Annotated in this window: 19 protein-coding genes; 10 read left to right on the forward strand and 9 right to left on the reverse strand. The window is 74.3% G+C overall.

The window, feature by feature from the left end; all coding sequences use genetic code 11:
• Positions 1–110: 110 nt before the first annotated feature.
• Positions 111–1,397 carry an MFS transporter gene (locus tag ABZ193_RS14790; protein WP_354710191.1) on the forward strand — a complete coding sequence of 429 codons (1,287 nt, stop codon included), beginning with the start codon at positions 111–113 and terminating at the stop codon, positions 1,395–1,397.
• Entirely contained in the window at positions 1,394–2,707 is a 1,314-nt protein-coding gene (locus tag ABZ193_RS14795) for an alpha/beta hydrolase (protein WP_354710192.1), read from the forward strand. The genes ABZ193_RS14790 and ABZ193_RS14795 overlap by 4 nt, the downstream gene beginning before the upstream one ends.
• Here ABZ193_RS14795 and ABZ193_RS14800 read toward each other — a convergent pair.
• Entirely contained in the window at positions 2,674–3,156 is a 483-nt protein-coding gene (locus ABZ193_RS14800; RefSeq protein ID WP_354710193.1) for a MarR family transcriptional regulator, read from the reverse strand. The genes ABZ193_RS14795 and ABZ193_RS14800 overlap by 34 nt on opposite strands.
• Before the next feature lie 76 nt (positions 3,157–3,232).
• Entirely contained in the window at positions 3,233–3,937 is a 705-nt protein-coding gene (locus ABZ193_RS14805; protein WP_354710194.1) for a type 1 glutamine amidotransferase domain-containing protein, read from the reverse strand.
• Between the two features lie 83 nt (positions 3,938–4,020).
• On the opposite strand from ABZ193_RS14805, the gene ABZ193_RS14810 reads away from it, so the two are divergent.
• Positions 4,021–4,899: a LysR family transcriptional regulator gene (locus ABZ193_RS14810; protein WP_354710195.1), complete on the forward strand. Its 879-nt coding sequence runs from the start codon at positions 4,021–4,023 to the stop codon at positions 4,897–4,899.
• Position 4,900: 1 nt separating this feature from the next.
• Here the strand turns inward: ABZ193_RS14810 and ABZ193_RS14815 are convergent, their stop codons facing one another.
• Entirely contained in the window at positions 4,901–5,557 is a 657-nt protein-coding gene (locus ABZ193_RS14815; protein ID WP_354710196.1) for a hypothetical protein, read from the reverse strand.
• A 101-nt stretch (positions 5,558–5,658) separates the two neighbouring features.
• On the opposite strand from ABZ193_RS14815, the gene ABZ193_RS14820 reads away from it, so the two are divergent.
• On the forward strand, positions 5,659–6,657 hold the full coding sequence (locus tag ABZ193_RS14820) for an SDR family oxidoreductase (RefSeq protein WP_354710197.1): 999 nt from the start codon (positions 5,659–5,661) through the stop codon (positions 6,655–6,657).
• Positions 6,658–7,332: 675 nt separating this feature from the next.
• On the forward strand, positions 7,333–8,076 hold the full coding sequence (locus tag ABZ193_RS14825; RefSeq protein WP_354710198.1) for an LPXTG cell wall anchor domain-containing protein: 744 nt from the start codon (positions 7,333–7,335) through the stop codon (positions 8,074–8,076).
• A 43-nt stretch (positions 8,077–8,119) separates the two neighbouring features.
• Here ABZ193_RS14825 and ABZ193_RS14830 read toward each other — a convergent pair whose 3' ends face one another.
• Complete coding sequence (locus ABZ193_RS14830; RefSeq protein ID WP_354710199.1) at positions 8,120–10,786, reverse strand: AAA family ATPase; 2,667 nt, start codon at positions 10,784–10,786, stop codon at positions 8,120–8,122.
• A gap of 130 nt (positions 10,787–10,916) precedes the next feature.
• On the opposite strand from ABZ193_RS14830, the gene ABZ193_RS14835 reads away from it, so the two are divergent.
• The 3 genes from ABZ193_RS14835 to ABZ193_RS14845 are packed head-to-tail and all read left to right on the forward strand — an operon-like array spanning position 10,917 to position 12,423.
• Complete coding sequence (locus tag ABZ193_RS14835) at positions 10,917–11,462, forward strand: hypothetical protein (protein ID WP_354710200.1); 546 nt, start codon at positions 10,917–10,919, stop codon at positions 11,460–11,462.
• Positions 11,459–11,932 (forward strand): YceI family protein, encoded by a 474-nt coding sequence (locus ABZ193_RS14840; protein WP_354710202.1) that lies wholly within the window; start codon positions 11,459–11,461, stop codon positions 11,930–11,932. The genes ABZ193_RS14835 and ABZ193_RS14840 overlap by 4 nt, the downstream gene beginning before the upstream one ends.
• Before the next feature lie 59 nt (positions 11,933–11,991).
• Positions 11,992–12,423 (forward strand): archease, encoded by a 432-nt coding sequence (locus tag ABZ193_RS14845; RefSeq protein ID WP_354710203.1) that lies wholly within the window; start codon positions 11,992–11,994, stop codon positions 12,421–12,423.
• A gap of 2 nt (positions 12,424–12,425) precedes the next feature.
• On the opposite strand, the gene ABZ193_RS14850 is transcribed toward ABZ193_RS14845, so the two are convergent.
• The 4 genes from ABZ193_RS14850 to ABZ193_RS14865 all read right to left on the reverse strand — a co-directional run bounded on the left by ABZ193_RS14850 (position 12,426) and on the right by ABZ193_RS14865 (position 14,413).
• On the reverse strand, positions 12,426–13,127 hold the full coding sequence (locus ABZ193_RS14850; RefSeq protein ID WP_354710205.1) for a lysophospholipid acyltransferase family protein: 702 nt from the start codon (positions 13,125–13,127) through the stop codon (positions 12,426–12,428).
• 117 nt (positions 13,128–13,244) lie between these two features.
• Positions 13,245–13,409, reverse strand: coding sequence for a hypothetical protein (locus tag ABZ193_RS14855; RefSeq protein ID WP_237334618.1), 165 nt, complete (start codon positions 13,407–13,409; stop codon positions 13,245–13,247).
• A gap of 85 nt (positions 13,410–13,494) precedes the next feature.
• Positions 13,495–13,965, reverse strand: coding sequence for a hypothetical protein (locus tag ABZ193_RS14860; protein WP_020420116.1), 471 nt, complete (start codon positions 13,963–13,965; stop codon positions 13,495–13,497).
• 22 nt (positions 13,966–13,987) lie between these two features.
• Entirely contained in the window at positions 13,988–14,413 is a 426-nt protein-coding gene (locus ABZ193_RS14865; RefSeq protein WP_354710206.1) for a hypothetical protein, read from the reverse strand.
• Positions 14,414–14,564: 151 nt separating this feature from the next.
• Between ABZ193_RS14865 and ABZ193_RS14870 the strand changes: the two genes are divergently transcribed.
• On the forward strand, positions 14,565–15,071 hold the full coding sequence (locus ABZ193_RS14870; RefSeq protein WP_020420114.1) for a DUF1269 domain-containing protein: 507 nt from the start codon (positions 14,565–14,567) through the stop codon (positions 15,069–15,071).
• A gap of 3 nt (positions 15,072–15,074) precedes the next feature.
• On the opposite strand, the gene ABZ193_RS14875 is transcribed toward ABZ193_RS14870, so the two are convergent.
• The gene (locus tag ABZ193_RS14875; protein WP_020420113.1) at positions 15,075–16,409 is read right to left on the reverse strand and encodes a diacylglycerol kinase family protein; all 1,335 of its coding nucleotides are present in this window, start codon (positions 16,407–16,409) and stop codon (positions 15,075–15,077) included.
• A gap of 111 nt (positions 16,410–16,520) precedes the next feature.
• Between ABZ193_RS14875 and ABZ193_RS14880 the strand changes: the two genes are divergently transcribed.
• Positions 16,521–17,951 (forward strand): DUF2252 domain-containing protein, encoded by a 1,431-nt coding sequence (locus tag ABZ193_RS14880; RefSeq protein WP_354710208.1) that lies wholly within the window; start codon positions 16,521–16,523, stop codon positions 17,949–17,951.
• Positions 17,952–17,984: the final 33 nt, after the last annotated feature.

Genomic DNA, 17,984 nt, shown 5'->3' on the forward strand with positions numbered 1-17,984 from the left:
TCGCTGCCGACACTGCCCCTGAGTGAGTACTCAGTCAAGAGCCTTGACGGGTTCGTGCCCCGATGCCATCCTTCCTCCTCATATCAGGGTCTCTGATGATTGGTGGTTCGATGACGCACCAGCCAGCCGTCTCCGCGCAGGCCTCGGGCACCCGCGAAGCCCGGCGGGTCGCCGTGGCGAGTTTCGTGGGCACCGCCATCGAGTGGTACGACTTCTTCCTCTACGGCGCGGCCGCCGCGCTCGTCTTCGGGCCGCAGTTCTTCCCCTCCAGCAACCCCGCGGTCAGCCAGCTCGCGTCGCTGACCACGTTCGCGGTCGGGTTCCTGGCGCGCCCGGTCGGCGGGATCGTGGCGGGCCACTTCGGCGACCGGATCGGCCGCAAGCGGATGCTCGTGATCTCGCTGCTGATCATGGGCACGGCCACCGTGCTGGTCGGGTTGCTGCCGACCTACGCCCAGATCGGCGTGGCCGCGCCGATCCTGCTCGTGGTCCTGCGGCTGGCACAGGGCGTCGGGGTCGGCGCCGAATGGGGCGGCGCGGCGCTGATGGCCGTCGAGCACGCGCCGCCGTCCCGCCGCGGGCTCTACGGCGCAGCGCCGCAGCTCGGCGTCCCGGCGGGCGCGATCGTCGCGAACCTGGTGCTGCTGGTCGCCTCGACCTCGACGCGCGAGGCGTTCGTCGAGTGGGGCTGGCGGCTGGGCTTCCTGGTCAGCTTCGTGCTGGTGATCTTCGGCCTGGTGATCCGGCGCCGCCTCACCGAAAGCCCGCTGTTCGAGGAGGCCGCGCGGCACCGCCCGGCGCGCGTGCCGCTGCTGGAGGTGCTGCGCGACCACCCGCTGGCCGTGCTGCGGGCGGTGTTCGTGACCGGCGCGTCGACCGCGATGGGCTACATCATCCTCACCTACATCCTGTCCTACGGCACCGCGGAAGTCGGCTACTCCCGCAACGAGCTGCTGATCGTCGTGATCCTCACCAGCGTGGTGCAGCTCGGCGCGATCTACGGGCTGTCCGGGCTGGCCGACCGCTTCGGCCGCCGCAAGGTGATCGCCGCGGGCGCGATCGCGCAGGCCGTCGCGGCGCTGCTGTTCTTCCTCGTGTTCGACACCGGCGTGTTCGTGCTGGCGCTGGTGGCGTGCGTGGTCACGGTCATCACCGTGTCCGCCCAGTACGGGCCGCTGCCCGCGCTGCTGTCCGACCAGTTCCCGACCCGCATCCGCTACAGCGGCGTGTCGCTGGGCTACCAGCTGGGGAACGTGGTCGGCGGCGGCCTCGCGCCGGTGGTGGCGACCGCGATCTTCACCGCCTCCGGCAGCTCGCTGCTGGTGGGCCTCTACCTCGCCGGGATGGCCCTGCTGGCGCTGGTCGCCGTCGCGCTGACCCCGCGGGGTGAGGCGTGACCCGCCGTCTCGGGGTCCTGCTGCTGGCGCTGGTGCTCGCCGTCGTCCTGCCCGCCGCGCCGGCGAGCGCCGCGACCCGGCTCACCGGGACGTTGCCGAACGGCGCCACCTGGATCGCCGACGTGCCCGCCGGCTGGAACGGCACGCTGGTGTTGTTCAGCCACGGTTTCCGCCCCGGCCCGGACAACCCGCCCGCCGACGCGCCCGACGCGGCGACCGCGCAGGCGCTGCTGGACCGCGGCTACGCGCTCGCCGGATCGTCCTACGCCCACGCGGGCTGGGCGCTCGACACCGCGGTGGCCGACCAGCTCGGCACCCTCGCCACGGTCGAGGAGCGCATCGGAACCGCGCGCGAGGTGGTCGCGCTGGGGCAGTCGATGGGCGGCCTGGTGTCGGCGCTGCTCGCCGAGGGCGGTCGCGTCGACGGGGTGCTGACCACGTGCGGTCTCGTCGGCGGCGGGGTGAACCTGAACAACTACCAGCTCGACGGCATGCACGCCCTCGCCGAGCTGTTGCTGCCCGGGCAGGAGGTCCAGCTCACCGGGTTCACCACGCCGGCGCAGGCCGCCGCCACCGTCACCGCCCTCACCACCGCGGTGCAGCGGGCGCAGGCCACTCCGGACGGCCGCGCGCGGATCGCGCTCGCGGCCTCGTTGATGAACATGCCGACGTGGTCCACGGGGCCGCGGCCGCCTGCGGACTTCGCCCAGCAGCAACAAGCGCAGTACACGTGGCTGTTGCAGACGCTGCCGTTCGTGATCCCGTCGCGCGTCAGCATCGTCTCGGTGGCCGGCGGCGACAGCGGCTGGAACACCGGCGTCGATTACGCGCGGCTGGTGCACCGGTCCGCGCAGCTGCGGCAGGTCGCCGCGCTCTACCGGGAGGCGGGCCTGGACCTGCACGCCGACCTGGGCGCGCTCACCCGCGCCGCGGACATCGCCCCGGACGCCGGGGCGCTGGCCTGGATGCGGCGCACGTCGACGCCGACGGGGGAGTTGCGCGTGCCGGAGCTGACCCTGCACACGATCGCCGATCAGCTCGCGCCGGTGGAGTACCAGCGGGACTACGCGCTGCGCGTGGCCCGCGCGGGGGAGAGCGCCCTGCTGCGGCAGGCGTACGTGCAGCGGGTGGGGCATTGCGCGTTCACCCCGGCCGAGTACCTCGCCGGGTTGTTCGCTGTGCAGCAGCGCATCCGCACCGGCGCCTGGTCGGACGCGGCGCGGCCGGAGCGGCTGCAGGAGGTGGCTTCGACGATCGGGGACGCGGCGTTCGCGCGTTACTCGCCGCCGCCGTTCGTCAACGCGCGCTGAGCGTTGGCGTGCGAGGCGAGCATCCCGTAGCCGTCCTCCAGGTCCCGTCGGAACCCGGCGCGGCGGTCGTCGTCCATGCCGGACAGCATCCGGTCCTCGAGCTCCCGGACCAGCGGCGTGCACTCGTCGAGGACCCGCTTGCCGCGCTCGGTGAGGGTGGCGAGCAGGACCCGGCGGTTGGCCGGGTCCTCCGCGCGCTCGATGAGCCCGTACTTCTCCAGCGTGAGCACCATGGTGTGCATGGTCTGGGGCCGGACGAACGAGCGGCGCGCGAGCTGCGCGGACGACAGCCCGTTGCGGTGCCGCAGCGCGGTCAGCGCGGTGTACTGCAGGGTGGTCAGCCCGAACGGGCGCAGCGCGTCGTCCATCAGCGAGCGGATCACCAGCTCCAGCCGCTTGACCAGGTAGAGGGTCAGCGGGGCGTCCTCGGCGCGGGATTCGGTCACCACCCCATGCTGCCACGGTCCGCTGTGGACTCCGCGCGCACCAGCCAGTCCTGGTGGCTGGTGCGCGTCGGCTCCTGTGTCAGGACACGGACCCGGCAGCCAGCAGTTTCAGCAGTTCCGCGGCGAGTAGAGCGGACGAGGCGGGGTTCTGCCCGGTCACCACGGTGCGGTCGGTCACCACGTGCGGCGCGAACGGCTCACCCGTCTCGACCTTCAGGCCCGCCTCCGTGAGCCGGTCCTGCAGCAGCCAGCGCGCCTTGGCGGCGTTGCCGGCCAGCTCCTCCTCGGCGTTGCTGAACGCCGTGATCCGGTACCCGGCGAAGGCGTTGCCGCCCTCGTCGGTGGTGGCGGCCAGCAGTGCGGCCGGCCCGTGGCAGACCACGCCGAGCGGCCTGCCCTCCCGCAGGGCGCGGGCGAGGAGCCGGCCGGAGTCGGCGTCGGAGGCGAGGTCCTCCATCGGGCCGTGCCCGCCGGGCACGTACACCGCGTCGAAGCCGTCCAGGTCGATGTCGGCCAGTGCGACCGGGTCGGCGAAGTCGGCGGCGGCAGCCTCGCGCAGGTGGGCGGCGGTCTCGGCGCCGCCGGTGGCCTCCGGGCTCAGGCTGGCCTCGTCGACGGGCGGCACCACACCGCCGGGCGTGGCCACGGTGATCTGGTGCCCGGCCGCGGTGAAGGCCTCGAACGGGACCACGGCCTCCTCGGCCCAGAAGCCCGTCGGGTGCTGGGTGCCGTCCGCCAGCGTCCAGCGGTCGGCGCCGGTCATCACGAAGAGAATGTTCGCCATGCCTGCGACGGTAGGCGGGAAGCCATCGGAAATCGAATAGAGTTGGCAATCGGTGCGATCGGTGTTCCGATACCTTGGCTGGTGTGGACCTGAACCTGCTGCGCACCTTCCTCGCCGTCTATCGGTCGGGCTCGTTCACCGCGGCGGCGCCGCTGCTGGGCCTGTCCCAGCCGACGGTGACCGCGCAGGTGCGCACCCTCGAGCAGCAGCTGGGCCGCGCGTTGTTCACCCGCCTCCCGCGCGGCGCCGAACCCACCCATCTGGCGCACGAGCTGGCGGGCCGGGTCGCGGGGCCGGTCGACGCGCTGGCCGCCGTCGCCGCGACGGCCACCGTCCACTCCGGACCGCCGGAGCCGGTGTACCTGGCCGGGCCGGCCGAGCTGCTGTGCGTGCGTGTGATGCCCGCGCTGGCGCCGCTGGTCGCCGGTGGCGTGCGGCTGCGGGTGGCGACCGGGCTGACGGATCCGCTGCTGGAGCAGTTGCGCGCCGGGCACCACGACCTGGTGATCTCGACCCGCCGTCCCCGCGGCCGTGCGCTGGTGGCGTACCCGCTGATGGACGAGGACTACGTGCTCGTCGCCGCGCCGTCGTGGGCCGCGCGGGCCGGTGACGACCCGTGCGGCGCGGTGGCGGGCCTGCCGCTGGTGACCTACGCCGAGGACCTGCCGATCGCGCGCCGGTACTGGCGGGACGTGTTCGGCAAGCGGCTGACCGTCGAGGCGGCGGTGACCATGCCCGACCTGCGGGGGGTGGTGGCCGCGGTGGCCGCCGGCGCCGGGTACAGCGTGTTGCCGCGGTACCTGTGCGCGGCCGAGCTCGCGGCCGGCGCCCTCGTCCCGCTGCACGAGCCGGAGGAGGCGCCGTTCAACACGGTGTTCCTGGCGCAGCGGCCCGGCGCCGAGGTGAATCCCGCGGTCGAGCGCGTGCGGGACCTCCTTCTGCGCGAGGCGCGCGCCTGGTAGCTCAGATTACGATGCCCCGTTCCCGGATCGCGTCCCACGTGTCCAGGGGCAGCTCGGTGAGGGCGAAGACGTCGTCGACGGCCGAGAAGCGGGCGCCGGCGCGGGCGTCGACGATCTGCTGCGCGACCGCGGGGTCGACGGCGCAGGTCTGGGCGATCGCCGTGGCCGGGGCGGCGTTGAGGTCGACCAGGCCGCCGTCGTCATAGTCGCGGGGCAGGTCGGGGCGGCCGATGCGCAGCTCGCGCGCCATCGCCGGGTCGTTCGCCGCCAGCTCGCGGGCCTGCCTACGGCGTTCCCGGGCGGCCTTCACCCGGGCCACCGCCGGATCTTCGGGTGGCGCGGCCGGGCGCGGGGTGCTCGCGCGGCGCCGCAGGAAGTGCTGCTGCACCGACGCCAGGGCGATCATCGCGATCATCACGGCGCCGCCGATGGCCGAGCGCGTGTCGTCCGCCGGGGTCGGCGTCGGGTCGGCGGGCGGCAGGACCGCCAGCACGGCCACCAGCACCGCGAAGTACAGGACCGCCCACAGGTGGATCCGCGGCCGGCGCAGCCGCACCGCGGCGTGCACGAACGGCACCCACGCCAGGATGCCGAGCGACAGGATCGTCACCGGCAGGTACCACCAGCCGGTCCAGCGGCCTCGCGTGCTCGTCGTCATCCCGGTCCTCCCCTTGGCTGTTCCTGCTTCGACGCGCGCCGGGGGCGTTTGGTTGCCACCCCGGCCGAGCGGGTACCGCCCCGGGGACGGAAGGAGTCGCCATGCCGAAACCGGTGTCCGAGCAGGTGGTCGTCATCGCGGGGGCCTCCAGCGGGATCGGGCGGGCCAGCGCGCTCGCCTTCGCGGAGCGGGGCGCGCGGGTGGTGTGCGCGGCGCGCGGTGTGGAGGCGCTGGACTCGCTGGTGCGGGAGATCCGCGACGGCGGCGGCCAGGCCCTGGCGGTGCCGACCGACGTCGCCGACCCGGCCGCGGTGCGGTGGCTGGCGGACGAGGCCGAGCGCGAGTTCGGGCGGATCGACACGTGGGTGAACGCCGCGGCGGTGGCGGTGTTCGGGTATGTCGAGGAGATCAGCGACGCGGAGTTCGAGCGCGTCATGCGGGTGAACTTCCTGGGCCACGTGCACGGCGCGAAGGCCGCGCTGCCCGCGTTGCGGCGGGCCGGTGGCGGGGTCGTCATCGGGATCGCCTCGGTCGAGGGCGTCCGCGCCGTGCCGTTGCACGCCCCGTACACGGCGAGCAAGTTCGCGCTGCGCGGGTTCTACGACTGCCTGCGGATCGAACTGGCCCAGCGCGGCGACCCGATCGCCGTGTCGACGATCCTGCCCGCGGCGATCGACACCCCGTTCTTCGAGCACTCGCGCAGCAAGATGGGCGCCCTGCCGAAGCCGCCGCCCCCGGTGTACGCGCCGGAAAGCGTGGCCGAGAGCGTGGTGTTCGCCGCGGAGCACCCGCGACGGGAGATCCCGGTCGGCGGGGCGGCGCTGGCGTTCTTCCTGGGGCAGCGGCTGTCGCCCGCGTTCACCGACGCGGTGCTTTCGGTGCGGCGGCTGGGAGCCGGGGCGTTCCGCAACGAGCGCCCGGACAACGGGGTGGACAATGTGGACAGTCCGGTGGCGGAGACGGGGAGCGTGCACGGCAGCGAGGGCGGCCGGGTGTTCCGGGGCAGCGCGTTCAGCCGGGCGGTCGGGCGCCTGCCTCGCCCGGGGGAGCTGCTGACGGCCGCGGTGTCGGCGCTGCACCGCCGGGAGGCGTCGCGCTGACCCGGCTCGCCGTGCCGGCCGGCAGGCCTCTGGCAAGACGGCGTTCTTCCCGCGATGCCTGGCCGGCGACCACGCGCACGTCAGCAAGGACCTGTGGCCGAACGCGCGACGGCGGGAGGCGCCTCAGTCGCGGTTGGTCGCGGAGCTGTCGGAGGCAGGGCCCGCCGGACCGCGCGGGATCGTTGCGGCGCAACGCTTTCCGTGCACGCCGCGTGCCGGAGGTCGGCCTGTTCGCGACACTGGCCCGGCTCGAGCCGCTGGACTGGACCGAAGGGTTCGACGCACTGTACGAAGTGGAGTTCGACGGAGCGGGCGGGTTCGTGGTGCGTCCTGGCCCCGGGCGTCCCGCTGCGCCTGGCGGGTGAGGCCGAGGACGTGCAGGCACGCCTGCGCCGAATCGGCGCCGGAATGAGACCTCGCGGCGACACCGGTCCACTGTGGAGGCCCCATCTGCACGGCGTTCAGTCAAAGAATCACCCACCACTGCTCTACACCGTGGTTGAAACACACTCGCGTTTACCGGTGTTCTACTTCGGAACGAGCACCAAACGGACTCGAAACGGTCACCGAGCGCATTCCCGCGTGATCATGTTCCGCCATCCGGGGTAGCGTGCGCCTGCTCGTAGCGCCGCCCGGCGGCGCGCGAAATCCCCGACCCTTCCTGGAGTTCCCACGATGACGTTCATCGGACGCCGGTCGCTGCGCGCGGCCGTCGCCGGGGCCCTGCTGGCCACCGGTTTCGTTCTCGGCACCGCGACGGCCCACGCGGCCGCCGAAGACCCCCGCGCCACGCGGCACGAGGGCAATGCCAGCACCTGCGCCGATGCCAAGCTCGCCGGCTCGATCCTCACCTCGCCGGACGACTACACCTACACCCGCGGCAAGCTCGAGGACGACCAGTACCTCGACATCCTCACCGTCTCCCCGGACATCACGGTGACCGGCATCGTCGTCAAGGGCGGCAGCGCCTACAACGTCTACGAACCCGGCAAGCTCGGCCTGCCGGACAGTCCATCGTGGATGGACCTGCGGGCCCCGGTGACCGGCCAGAACGCCAACATCCCGCAGCTGAGCCACTGGTTCGTCTGCGGCACCGAGAACACGACCACCACCATGACGACCGCGCCCAGCACGCCGGCGACCGGGACCACCACCGGGACGACGACCGCGTCCCCGGGCACGTCGTCGTCGAGCGCCGTGAGCACGACGCCGGAGTCCAGCGCGGGCACCACCAGTAGCTCCGCGGCCGGCGGCGGCGCCGTCGCGACCACCAGTGGCGGCCCGAAGGCGACCACGCAGAACGCCGAGGAACTGGCCTACACCGGGTTCGACGGCGGCTGGCTGATCGCGCTCGGCGCGGCGCTGGTCCTCGGCGGCGCGGCGCTGCTGTTCGTGGTCCGCGCCCGCCGGAAGGCCTGATCCACCCGCCCGGCGGACCGGTCACCTCCGGTCCGCCGGGCGGTCAGCCGACGCCGGCCGTGCGCGCCCACTCCGCGATCTGCGTGCGGTTGGCCAGGTTCAGCTTGTTCAGGATGCTGCGCACGTGGCTCTCGACCGTCCGCTCCGAGAGCACCAGCCGCTCGGCGATGGCCCGGTTGGACAGCGCTGCCGCCAGCAGGCCGGCGATCTCCCGTTCCCGCGCGGTCAGCGGATCGGCCGCCCGCAGGCGGTCCAGCAGCTCCGACGCGCGCCGCACGGCGCCGGGCATCCGCAGGCGCCGCGCTTCCGAAAGCGCGGCCCGCGCGAGTGGTGTGTCGCCGGTCAGTCCGGCCAGCGCGAGCCGGTTCAGCACGACGTACGGGCGCGCGCCGGTGCGGGTGTCGATCGCGATGGCCTCGGCGAACCAGCGCCGCGCGTCCTCGTCACGGCCCAGCACCGCCGCGGCACGCGCCCGCCACGCCACGAACGTGTCCGAGCAGAACACCCCGGCCCCGCCGGAGACCACCGGTGGCAGCGTGGCGAGGTGGTCGGCCACCAGTCCGGCGATCTCGCGGTCGCCGAACTCGTCCGCGAGCAACAGCAGGTGGAACGCGGTCGCCGGGTTCTGGGCGAGGAACGCGGTGTCGACCTTCGGCCGGACCGACTCGTAGCGGGCGGCCGCTTCCGCCCGCCGCCCGAGCACGAGCGCCACCACCGGTCCCGACACGACGGCGATCGCGAGCGCCGGGGTCTGGTCCAGCGCCAAGTCGGCGCCCTCGGGGATCTCGCCCGGGTCGCCGGTGACCGTGGCCAGCTGCTGGCGGAACGCGAAGGACAACCCGGCCGCGGTCTCGTCCTCGGCGAGCTCGGCGGTGGCGACCTCGGTGGCCAGCTCGTCCAGCTCCCGGGCCGCCGCGAACGACCCGCGGTAGGCCAGGACCGACGCGCGCAGCCGCAGCTCGTGCCAGCGCACCAGCGGCAGCCGGGTGGCGCGCGCCAGCTCGGAGATCGCGGCCAGCTCGACGTCGACGGCGGTCATCGTGCCAACCTCGAAGGCCGCGTCCAGCCGCCACTTGTGCCCCCACAACGCCAGCAGCGGCTGGCCGGTCCGGGCGGCGAGGTCGATGGCCAGTGTGGCGAGCCGGAGCCGTTCCGGCAGCGGCAGCTCGATCGGCCACACCTTGAACCGCGCCCGCACCGCGTCCACGAGCGCCTCCGGGTCGCCGCTGGACTCGGCGAGCGCGAGCGCCTCGTCGGCGAGCCGGGCGGCTTCCGCGGTGCTCCCGGTCTCGGCCGCCAGTGACGCGCACTGGGCCAGCAGCCGGGACCGCGGCGCGGGATCGTGCACGACGCCGAGCGCGGTCGTGGCCAGCTCGGCCAGGGCCGGCACCAGATCCGGGGCGGCGATGTCCCGCACGACCAGTGCCGCCGCCGCCGCGAGGTCGGGACGGCCGCGCGCGGCCTGCCGGGCGTGCTCGAAGGCCTGCCGGAAGCGGCCCGCGCGGTACTCGGCGGTGGCGAGCTCGATCAGCAGCTCGGGCAGGCGCGACAACTCGCCCGCCCGGCGCAGGGCGTCGTGCGCGAAACCCAGGAACCGGGCCGCTTCGGCGAAGGCGAGCGAGCGCGTCGCCTCCGCGGCCGCTCGCCGGGCCCAGTCCGCGGCGCGCGACAGTGCGGGTGTGTCGGCGGCGGACCGCAGCCAGTGCCCGGCGACCACCCCGGCCAGCGCCGGATCCCGCCGGGCCCGGTCTTCCAGCGCCCGCGCGGCGCGGGCGTGCAGGGACTCGCGGACGCTGGGTTCGAGGCCGGCGTAGATCCCGTCCCGCACGACGGCGTGCGCGAAGCGGCGCAGCCCCGCTCCTGCCGGCACCAGCACCCCGGCCCGCACGGCGGGATCGAGCCAGCGGGCCACCTCGTCCACTCCGGACACTTCGGCGAGGACGGCGCTGTCGACCTCCTCGCCGAGCACGGCGGCGATCTCCAGCAGTTCCCGCGTCTGCGACGGAAGCGCCGCGACCGTCGTGCGCACGAGGTGACCGAGCGGAACGCCGTCGCCGGACCGCGCGATCGCCCGCAGGTACAGCGGGTTGCCGCCGGATCGCCGCAACGCGTGCCGGGCGTCGAGGCCGCAACCGTGGTGAGCCAGGAACTCGCGCACCTCCGCTTCGGACAGCGGCGGCAGGGTGATGCCGTGCGCGCCGGGACGGCCGAGGAGGTCCGGCAGCGCCGCGTCGAGCCGCCCCGGCTCGGTGTCGCGGTAGGTCGCGAGCACGGCGAGCCGGGACCGGTGCAGCTCGCCGCCTAGGTGCCGCAGCAGTCGCAGCGACGTTTCGTCCGCCCAGTGCAGGTCCTCCAGCACGAGCACCAGGCCCTCCGGCTCGGCGGCGGCCACCAGCGCGTCGGTGGCGGCCGCGGCGAAGCGGAACCGCGCGGCGGCCAGGTCGCCCACCTGGTCCGGTTCCGGCACGTCCAGCCCGGCCAGGACGCGGCGCCACGGCCACAGCGGCGGCGCGCCCGGATCGTCGACACACCGGCCCCACCGCACCGGCGCCGGGCCGCCCGCGGTGGCTTCCTCGCAGAGCCGGGTCTTGCCGATGCCTGCCGGGCCCGCGACGAGCAGCAGTCCGCCCGCGCCCGCGGCGGCGTCGCCGAGCAGGCGCGCGACCTCGCCCCGCGCCGCGGCGCGGCCGACGAACGGCTCGGTGCCCACGCCAGGAGTATCGCCCGCGCGGCCCGCTCCGTGACGGGATTCAGTGCCGCGCATCCGTGCCGGCACTGATGTGGCGGCCCCGCCGCCGGGCGGACAGTCGTGCGGTCACCACAGCGGGAAGGAGAACCCGATGTACGCCACCGTTCACCAGTTCCGGCGCTCGTCCGGCGACGGAGACGAGGACCGGGGCACGTCCCGGCCCGGCTCCCTCGGCGGCTGCGTGCTCGCCGAGATCGCCGGCGCGGCCGGCGCCGAGATCACCTTCTGGCCGGACCGCGACAGCGCTGCCGCGGACGGCGGTTCGGCGGTCTGCCAGGTCGAGTTCACCGGCACCGCGCCGGGCGAACCGCGGTTCGCGCAGCTCACCTGGTTCGCCGGGCCGCGCAGGCAGGAGGTCTCCGACGCCGGGGCGCGCGCGGGACGCGACCGGATCTGGCCCGCCGTCCGCGAGGTGCCGGGAGCAGGCAACTGCTACGCGCTGGTGGGGGAGGACAACGCCTGCCTGGTGCTGGGTTTCGCCGACAGCGTCGAGGCGATCGAGGCGGCGCAGCGGGCCGTGATGACGACCGAGCTGCTGCCCGGCGAGGACGAGGCCCTGCTCCCCGGCCCGGACCGCGTCGACGTGCACCGCGTGCTCCACGCGGACCTGCCCGCGCCGGTGGGTGATCCCCGATGACCGCCGTGCGCAGCGGGAACTGGACCGTCGTCGCCGCGGGCACCACCGCGCGGTTCGCCGTCCGGAACCTCGGGTTCAATCGGGTCACCGGCACCATCCCGGTGCGCGGCGGCTCGGTGCAGGGCATGGCCGTGCGGGCCGAGCTCGACCTCGCGGGGCTGGAGACCGGCCACGCGAAACGGGACGCCGACCTGCGCAAGCCGAGCCTGCTCGACAGCGCGGCCCGGCCGGTGCTGCGGTTCACCGGCACTGCTGTCGACGCCGGGCGTGTCGACGGCGCGCTGGAGCTCCGGGGCGCCATCTGCCCGATCACGCTGACGGTCCAGCCGGCCCCGGACGACCGCCCGGAGGCCCCGCACCTGATCGCGACCGGCGTCCTCGACCGGGCCCCGCTGCGGATGCGCGTCCCGCGGTTCGTGATCGGCCGTCACATCAAGATCACCGTGGACGTCCGCCTGGCGCCCGGTTGACCACGGTTCATCCCCGGCGGGTGGTGCGTGCGGCCGCGGGCGGGCGGATCGTGGACCGCGTGGGATCGCGGGCACTGGCCGGCCGGGACGGCCGCCGTCCGGTCCACGCCGCGGATCTGCGGATCCGGGCGTGGGCCGCCGGCCGCGAGGCCTGCCTGGCCGAGGCGGTGGAGGCGATGGTCCGCAGCTTCCTGGGCCGGGTGCCGCGGCCGTCGTCCGACGTGCGGTTCAGCGTGTCCGGCGGCAGCGACACCGACCTGCTCCGCGCCCTGCTCACCAGGGCGATCGACTGCATCCGCGTGCTGAACCGCATCCCGGTGTCCGTCACGGTCGTCCGCACGGCCACCGGGTTGTCGGTCGAATGCGCGACGGTGGACGCGGGCGCGATCCTGCCGTGCGGCGCGCTCCCGAAGCGCGTGTCCGCGACGGGATTGCGCTGCGAGCCGGCGCCTGACGGGCGGTGGCTGGCCACCGCGCTGATCGACGTCTGAATTCAGGGCGCGGGCGCGGTGCCGCCGAGGTGGGCGGGCAGCCACCACAGGTCGTCGGGGCCCGCGGGCTTGTCCGGGTACTCCGCCTGCGCCTTGTCGAGCAGCAGGCTCATCCGGTCGCGCAGCTCGCGGGTGACCGCGTCGGCGTCGTGGTCCGGGCCGGGGCGCAGCGGCTCGCCCATCAGGATCGAGACGGGCACGTGCCGCTGCGTCAGGTTGCGCGGCCTGCCCTTCGTCCACAGGCGCTGCGAGCCCCACACCGCCATCGGGATCAGCGGCACCCCGGCCTGCGCCGCCATGCGTGCCGCGCCCGACTTGACCTCCTCGACGGTGAACGACGGGCTGATCGTGGCCTCCGGGAAGACGCCGACGACCTCTCCGGCGCGCAGCCGGGCGACCGCCTCGTCGTAGGCGCCGCGGCCTGCCTTGCGGTCGACCGGGATGTGGCGCATTCCGCGCATCAGCGGCCCGGAGATCCGGTGGTCGAAGACCTCTTTCTTGGCCATGAAGCGCACCAGCCGCTTCGCGGGCTGCGCGCCCAGCCCGCAGAAGACGAAGTCCAGGTAGGAGACGTGGTTGCAAACGATGACCGCGCCGCCGCGGGCAGGCACGTGCTCGCTGCCCTCGACCCGCAGCTTCAGGTCGAGGACCCGGAACATGGTCTTGGCGAACAGGACGACGGGCGGGTACACGAGCTCTGCCATCCCGTCAGGTTACGGGACCGTAGGTTACTTTCGCGTAGGGTGCGGATGTGACGTTCGTCCGGTTCTCCGGTCGGAAGGTGACGGGCCGGCCAGGGCGTCGAACAGGTCCGGCAGCGGTCATCGCGGCGATCGTGTCCGGCCGACGCCGTGCTCGCCGGCGTTCCCCGCAGTTCCACGGCTCCGGTCAGGAAGAAGTTGCGCCACGTCGCTCTCCGCGGGCGCCTCGGTGCCGGGGGTGACCTGGACGACCACGCGCACGAGGAGCGGGTCGATGACGATCACCCCGGCTCCGCCGTCGTCCGCGATTATCCGGGGATCCGTCAGCGCTCCCAGGAAAATCCGTGTGGCGCAGGGCCCTCCGCGGCCGTCACCGCTGGAGCCGGCGTGCCTCGCCGCCGTGGACGACCACCGCCCAGATGACCACCACGTCGAGCGCGATGACGAGCGTGGCCCACACCGGGTACGCCGACAGGAACGCCAGCTGGGCGACCGCGTTCACCGTGGCCAGGACGACCGCCGTGACACGGGCCCACGCGGCGCCGGTGAACAGCCCGATGCCGGCGGCGACGGCGAGCGCCCCGACGATCAGGTGCACCCAGCCCCAGCCGGTCAGGTCGAACACCAGCGTGCCCGCGGCCCCGACGAGGTAGTACTCGTCGTTGAACAGGGCGACCAGCCCCTCGATGACGTTGAAGATCCCGAGCAGCACCATCATCGCGCCGCCGAACCACACCCAGCCCATCCAGGCCGAGCGTGACTCGTACGGGGCGGGCGCCGGTTCCGGGGGACGGGTGCCGCCCAGCGGCTCGACGTGGGGCTGCGCATGCTGCTGAGTCATGGGTTCCTCCTGCTGGAGCGGATCAGTCGGTGAGCCGCATCTCCCGCCCGTGCGCGATGAGCGCGTAGATCACGAAGACGTCGAGCGTGATGACGATGAGCGACCAGACCGGGTACGCGGGCACGAAGGCGAGGTGGATGATCGCGCTCGCGCCGGCCAGGATCGCGCCGAGGTACTGCGCGACGCGGTTGCCGGCCAGGACGCCGCAGCCGATGACGACGGCGGTGACCCCGAGCCCGAAGTGCACCCAGCCCCACACGTCGTAGGAGACCTCGACGACGAGACCCGACGAGGGCACCGCGAAGTAGTCCTCGTCGAACACCGCGACGAGGCCCTCCACCGCGTGGAAGAGGCCGAGCAGGACCAGCATGATCCCGCCGAAGGAGACCCACCCGGTCCAGCCCGTGGCCGTCCGGGCTGGGGTGGAAGAGGTGTAGCTGTCGGTCATGTCGCGCCTCCCGCGGAAGCCGGGGTCCGGACGTTCCACGGTGCACCGCCGCCCGCGCGGACGCCTCATTCCCCGCGGGTGATGGCACCGGGCCGCGCGCCGCGCACAGTCCCCCGCGTCGAAACCCGAACCGGGTGAACAGGAGGACGGTATGGGCACGTTGAGCGTGTGGAAGTTCGAGTCGCCGCACGGGGCCGAGAACGCACTCGGGCTGCTGACCAGGCTGCAGAAGGAACAGCTGATCAGGATCCAGGACGCGGCGTACGTCAGCTGGCCCGAAGGGCGGAAGAGGCCGAAGACCAAGGAACTGGGCAAGCTGACCGGTGCGGGCGCGCTCGGCGGCAGTTTCTGGGGCTTCCTGTTCGGGCTGATCTTCTTCATCCCGTTGCTGGGCATGGCGGTGGGCGCCGCGATGGGCGCGCTGGCCGGGTCGATGCGGCACGGCGGCATCGACGAGGACTTCATCCGCGAGGTGCAGCGCCAGGTGACGCCCGGGACGTCGGCGCTGTTCGTCGTCACCAGCGAGGTCGTGGCCGACCGGGTGCTCGAACCGTTCAAGGAGACCGGCGCGACCCTGATCACCACCAACCTCTCCGCCGAGCAGGAGACCCGGTTGCGCGAGGCCTTCGCCGAGTCGGAGGAGGCGCAGCGGGTGTGACCGTCAGGTGGTCCGGCCGGACAGCACCCGGAACAGTGCCGCGACCACGGCCCGCGTCCCCGGTGGCAGCAGCGCCGCCGGGGACGCTCCGGGCGCGTCGCGCGGCACCCGCACCCGCAGCGCGCCCGGCAGGATCCGGAACCGCAGCGGCGGCGCCAGCCGCGCCGCCTCACCGTCGACGCCCGCCTCGACCGCGGGCAGTCCCGACTCCACCACGAACTCCGGCGCCGACCACGACCGGTACCCGGGGAACCGGGAGATCCGGCCCGCCATCTCCGCCGAGACCAGCCGCGGCACCTCGGCCGCGCGGTTCACCGTCACGGTGACCACGCCGAGCGATCCGCGGTCCAGGCGTTCCCGCGTGCCGAACCCGCTCAGGTGCTCCAGCCGGTAGGGGCCGTTGGACACCAGCACCACGTCGGCCGATTCGCTGCGGGAACCGTCCGGCAGGCCGAACCGGAGGTCCGGCCGCGGCGCGTCCGGGCCGAGCAGGCCGGGCAGCTGCCGGGCGACCGTCGCCGCCTTGGCGTCGCGGTAGTCGGGCGACTGGACGACCGAGGCGTAGACGCCGAGCGAGACGTTGTTGACGAACACCCGCCCGTTGAGCTCGGCCAGGTCGATGCGGCGTTCCAGCGCGTCGCCGAACGCGGCCAGCGCCGCGGGCACGTCCTCCCGGTCCAGTCCCAGGTCGAGCGCGAGGTGGTTGCGGGTGCCCGCCGGGACGCAGACGAACGCCAGTCCGTGCCGCCGGGCCACGTCGGCGACCAGCGCCTGCGACCCGTCGCCGCCTGCCATGCCGAGCACGTCCGCGCCGCCGTCGGCCGCCTGTTCGGCCAGTGCCCGCAGGTCGTCGCCGGGGCGCAGCTCGACCGGCTCCACCCCGAGCGCGCGGGCCCGCTCCGCCAGCCCGAACCGGGCCGCCTTCCCGCCGCCCGACCGCGGGTTCAGGATCAGCACCCCGTGCCGGGCCGGGCCGACGCGCTTGCCGTCGGCGGACGGCGGGTGCCCGAGCGCGGCCCGCGTCGCCGCCCCGGACAGCGCGACCAGCACGACCACCACGAGGAACCACAGGTAGGCGCGCAGATCCGGGAGGGCCACCGTGGCGGCCAGCGCGAGCACCGCCACCGCGGCGGACAGGACGCGCCGCGGTCCCCGCCGCACCAGCGCCGCCCACGCGGCCGCCACGGCAACCCCCACGAGTACCGCCGCGACCACGAGCTCGAGCGGGTCCCGCAACAGCACCAGGACCGTGACGGCGAGCGCCGCGGCGCCCGCGAGCAGAGCGGCGAGCGCGAACCCGCGCCGCGCCGCGGGGACGCGAACCGCACGACCGGTCATCGCCACACACCGCCTCCCGCTGCCGGGCCACCACTGTGACCGCGGGGCCCGGGACCGGCCTCACCCGGGCCGGAGGAGGCGTTCCGCGGCGCCGGCGCGGACCGTGCCGGGATGACACGCACCACGACACGCACGATGCCCCTGGCGGCCGTGGACGGCGCCGGCCTGACCCGCGCCGAGCGGGCCGGACGCGGAAAGGCCGCGCGGACGCGGGTTCCGCGGTCCCGGCACGCCGCCTGGACCCGTGACGGGCCCGGGCCGCTGGAACTTCTCGCCGGCCAGGACGCCTCCCGCGTGCCCGAGCTGGTGCCCATCCGCTACGGGCGGATGGCGGTCACGCCGTTCACCTACTTCCGCGGCGCCGCGCTGCCGATGGCCGCCGACCTGGCCGGCACGCCGGTCACCGGGTTCACCGTGCAGGCCTGCGGTGACGCCCACCTGATGAACTTCGGTCTCTACGCTTCGCCGGAACGGCGTCTGGTCTTCGACATCAACGACTTCGACGAGACGCTGCCGGGGCCGTGGGAGTGGGACGTCAAGCGGCTGGCGGCGAGCGTCGAGGTCGCCGGGCGGGACAACGGCCACACCGGCGGGCAGCGGACGACCGCCGTGCTCGCGGTGGTCGGCGAGTACCGGCGCGCGCTGCGCGAGTTCGCCGCGAGCACCGCGCTGGAGGTCTGGTACGCCCACGCCGACGTGGAGACCGTGCGCGAGGTGTACGCCGGCGAGCTCTCGGCCGGGCGGCGGCGGCGCCTGGACCGGACCGTGGCCAAGGCCCGCAGCTCCGGCCACAGCGGCTCGTTGCGGCGGTTCGCCGCGGTCGACGGCGGGCGGCTGCGGATCGTCCCGGACGAGCCGCGGATCATCCCGCTGGACCGCGTCGCGGGCGACGGGGTGGACCCGGCCGAGACGGCGGAGCGGCTGGACGCGATCCTGCAGGCGTACCGGCGCTCGCTGGAGCCGGAACGGCGCGCGCTGCTGGACCGCTACGCGGTCGCCGACATGGCGCTCAAGGTCGTGGGCGTCGGCAGCGTCGGCACCCGCTGCTGGATGATCCTGCTGCTCGGCAACGACGAGCACGACCCGCTGTTCCTGCAGGCCAAGGAGGCAGGAGAATCGGTGCTGGAGCGGTTCACCGGGCCGAGCCGGTTCGCCAACGCCGGGCAGCGCGTCGTGGTCGGCCAGCGCCTGATGCAGACGGTGAGCGACATCTTCCTCGGCTGGGTGCGAGTGCGCGGGTTCGACGACCGCAGCCGCGACTTCTACCTGCGCCAGCTGCGGGACTGGAAGGGGTCGGCGGCCGTGTCGGGCATGCGGCCCGAGGGGCTCGCCGCCTACGCGCGGTTGTGCGGCTGGACCCTGGCCAGGGCGCACGCGCGGTCCGGCGATTGCGTGGCGATCGCCGCCTACCTGGGATCGTCTCCGGTGTTCGACCACGCGGTCCGGGACTTCGCCACCACGGCCGCCGACCAGAACGAGCGCGACCACGGTGCGCTGCGCGCGGCGATCGACGAGGGGCGCATCACCACCCGGGACGGGTGAGGCCGGCGCGGGCGGTCCGCGGCACGATCCCGG

Origin of the sequence: Amycolatopsis sp. NPDC006125, assembly GCF_040614195.1 — a bacterium.
GTDB classification, from domain to species: Bacteria; Actinomycetota; Actinomycetes; order Mycobacteriales; family Pseudonocardiaceae; genus Amycolatopsis_E; species Amycolatopsis_E tucumanensis.

Coding starts and splice junctions, on each gene's coding strand:
- ABZ193_RS14790 (WP_354710191.1), top strand. CDS start 111: ATGACGCACCAGCCAGCCGTCTCCGCGCAGGCCTCGGGCACCCGCGAA.
- ABZ193_RS14850 (WP_354710205.1), bottom strand. CDS start 13,127: ATGGCAGAGCTCGTGTACCCGCCCGTCGTCCTGTTCGCCAAGACCATG.
- ABZ193_RS14865 (WP_354710206.1), bottom strand. CDS start 14,413: ATGACCGACAGCTACACCTCTTCCACCCCAGCCCGGACGGCCACGGGC.
- ABZ193_RS14870 (WP_020420114.1), top strand. CDS start 14,565: ATGGGCACGTTGAGCGTGTGGAAGTTCGAGTCGCCGCACGGGGCCGAG.
- ABZ193_RS14840 (WP_354710202.1), top strand. CDS start 11,459: ATGACCGCCGTGCGCAGCGGGAACTGGACCGTCGTCGCCGCGGGCACC.
- ABZ193_RS14860 (WP_020420116.1), bottom strand. CDS start 13,965: ATGACTCAGCAGCATGCGCAGCCCCACGTCGAGCCGCTGGGCGGCACC.
- ABZ193_RS14825 (WP_354710198.1), top strand. CDS start 7,333: ATGACGTTCATCGGACGCCGGTCGCTGCGCGCGGCCGTCGCCGGGGCC.
- ABZ193_RS14880 (WP_354710208.1), top strand. CDS start 16,521: ATGACACGCACCACGACACGCACGATGCCCCTGGCGGCCGTGGACGGC.
- ABZ193_RS14805 (WP_354710194.1), bottom strand. CDS start 3,937: ATGGCGAACATTCTCTTCGTGATGACCGGCGCCGACCGCTGGACGCTG.
- ABZ193_RS14820 (WP_354710197.1), top strand. CDS start 5,659: ATGCCGAAACCGGTGTCCGAGCAGGTGGTCGTCATCGCGGGGGCCTCC.
- ABZ193_RS14835 (WP_354710200.1), top strand. CDS start 10,917: ATGTACGCCACCGTTCACCAGTTCCGGCGCTCGTCCGGCGACGGAGAC.
- ABZ193_RS14815 (WP_354710196.1), bottom strand. CDS start 5,557: ATGACGACGAGCACGCGAGGCCGCTGGACCGGCTGGTGGTACCTGCCG.
- ABZ193_RS14875 (WP_020420113.1), bottom strand. CDS start 16,409: ATGACCGGTCGTGCGGTTCGCGTCCCCGCGGCGCGGCGCGGGTTCGCG.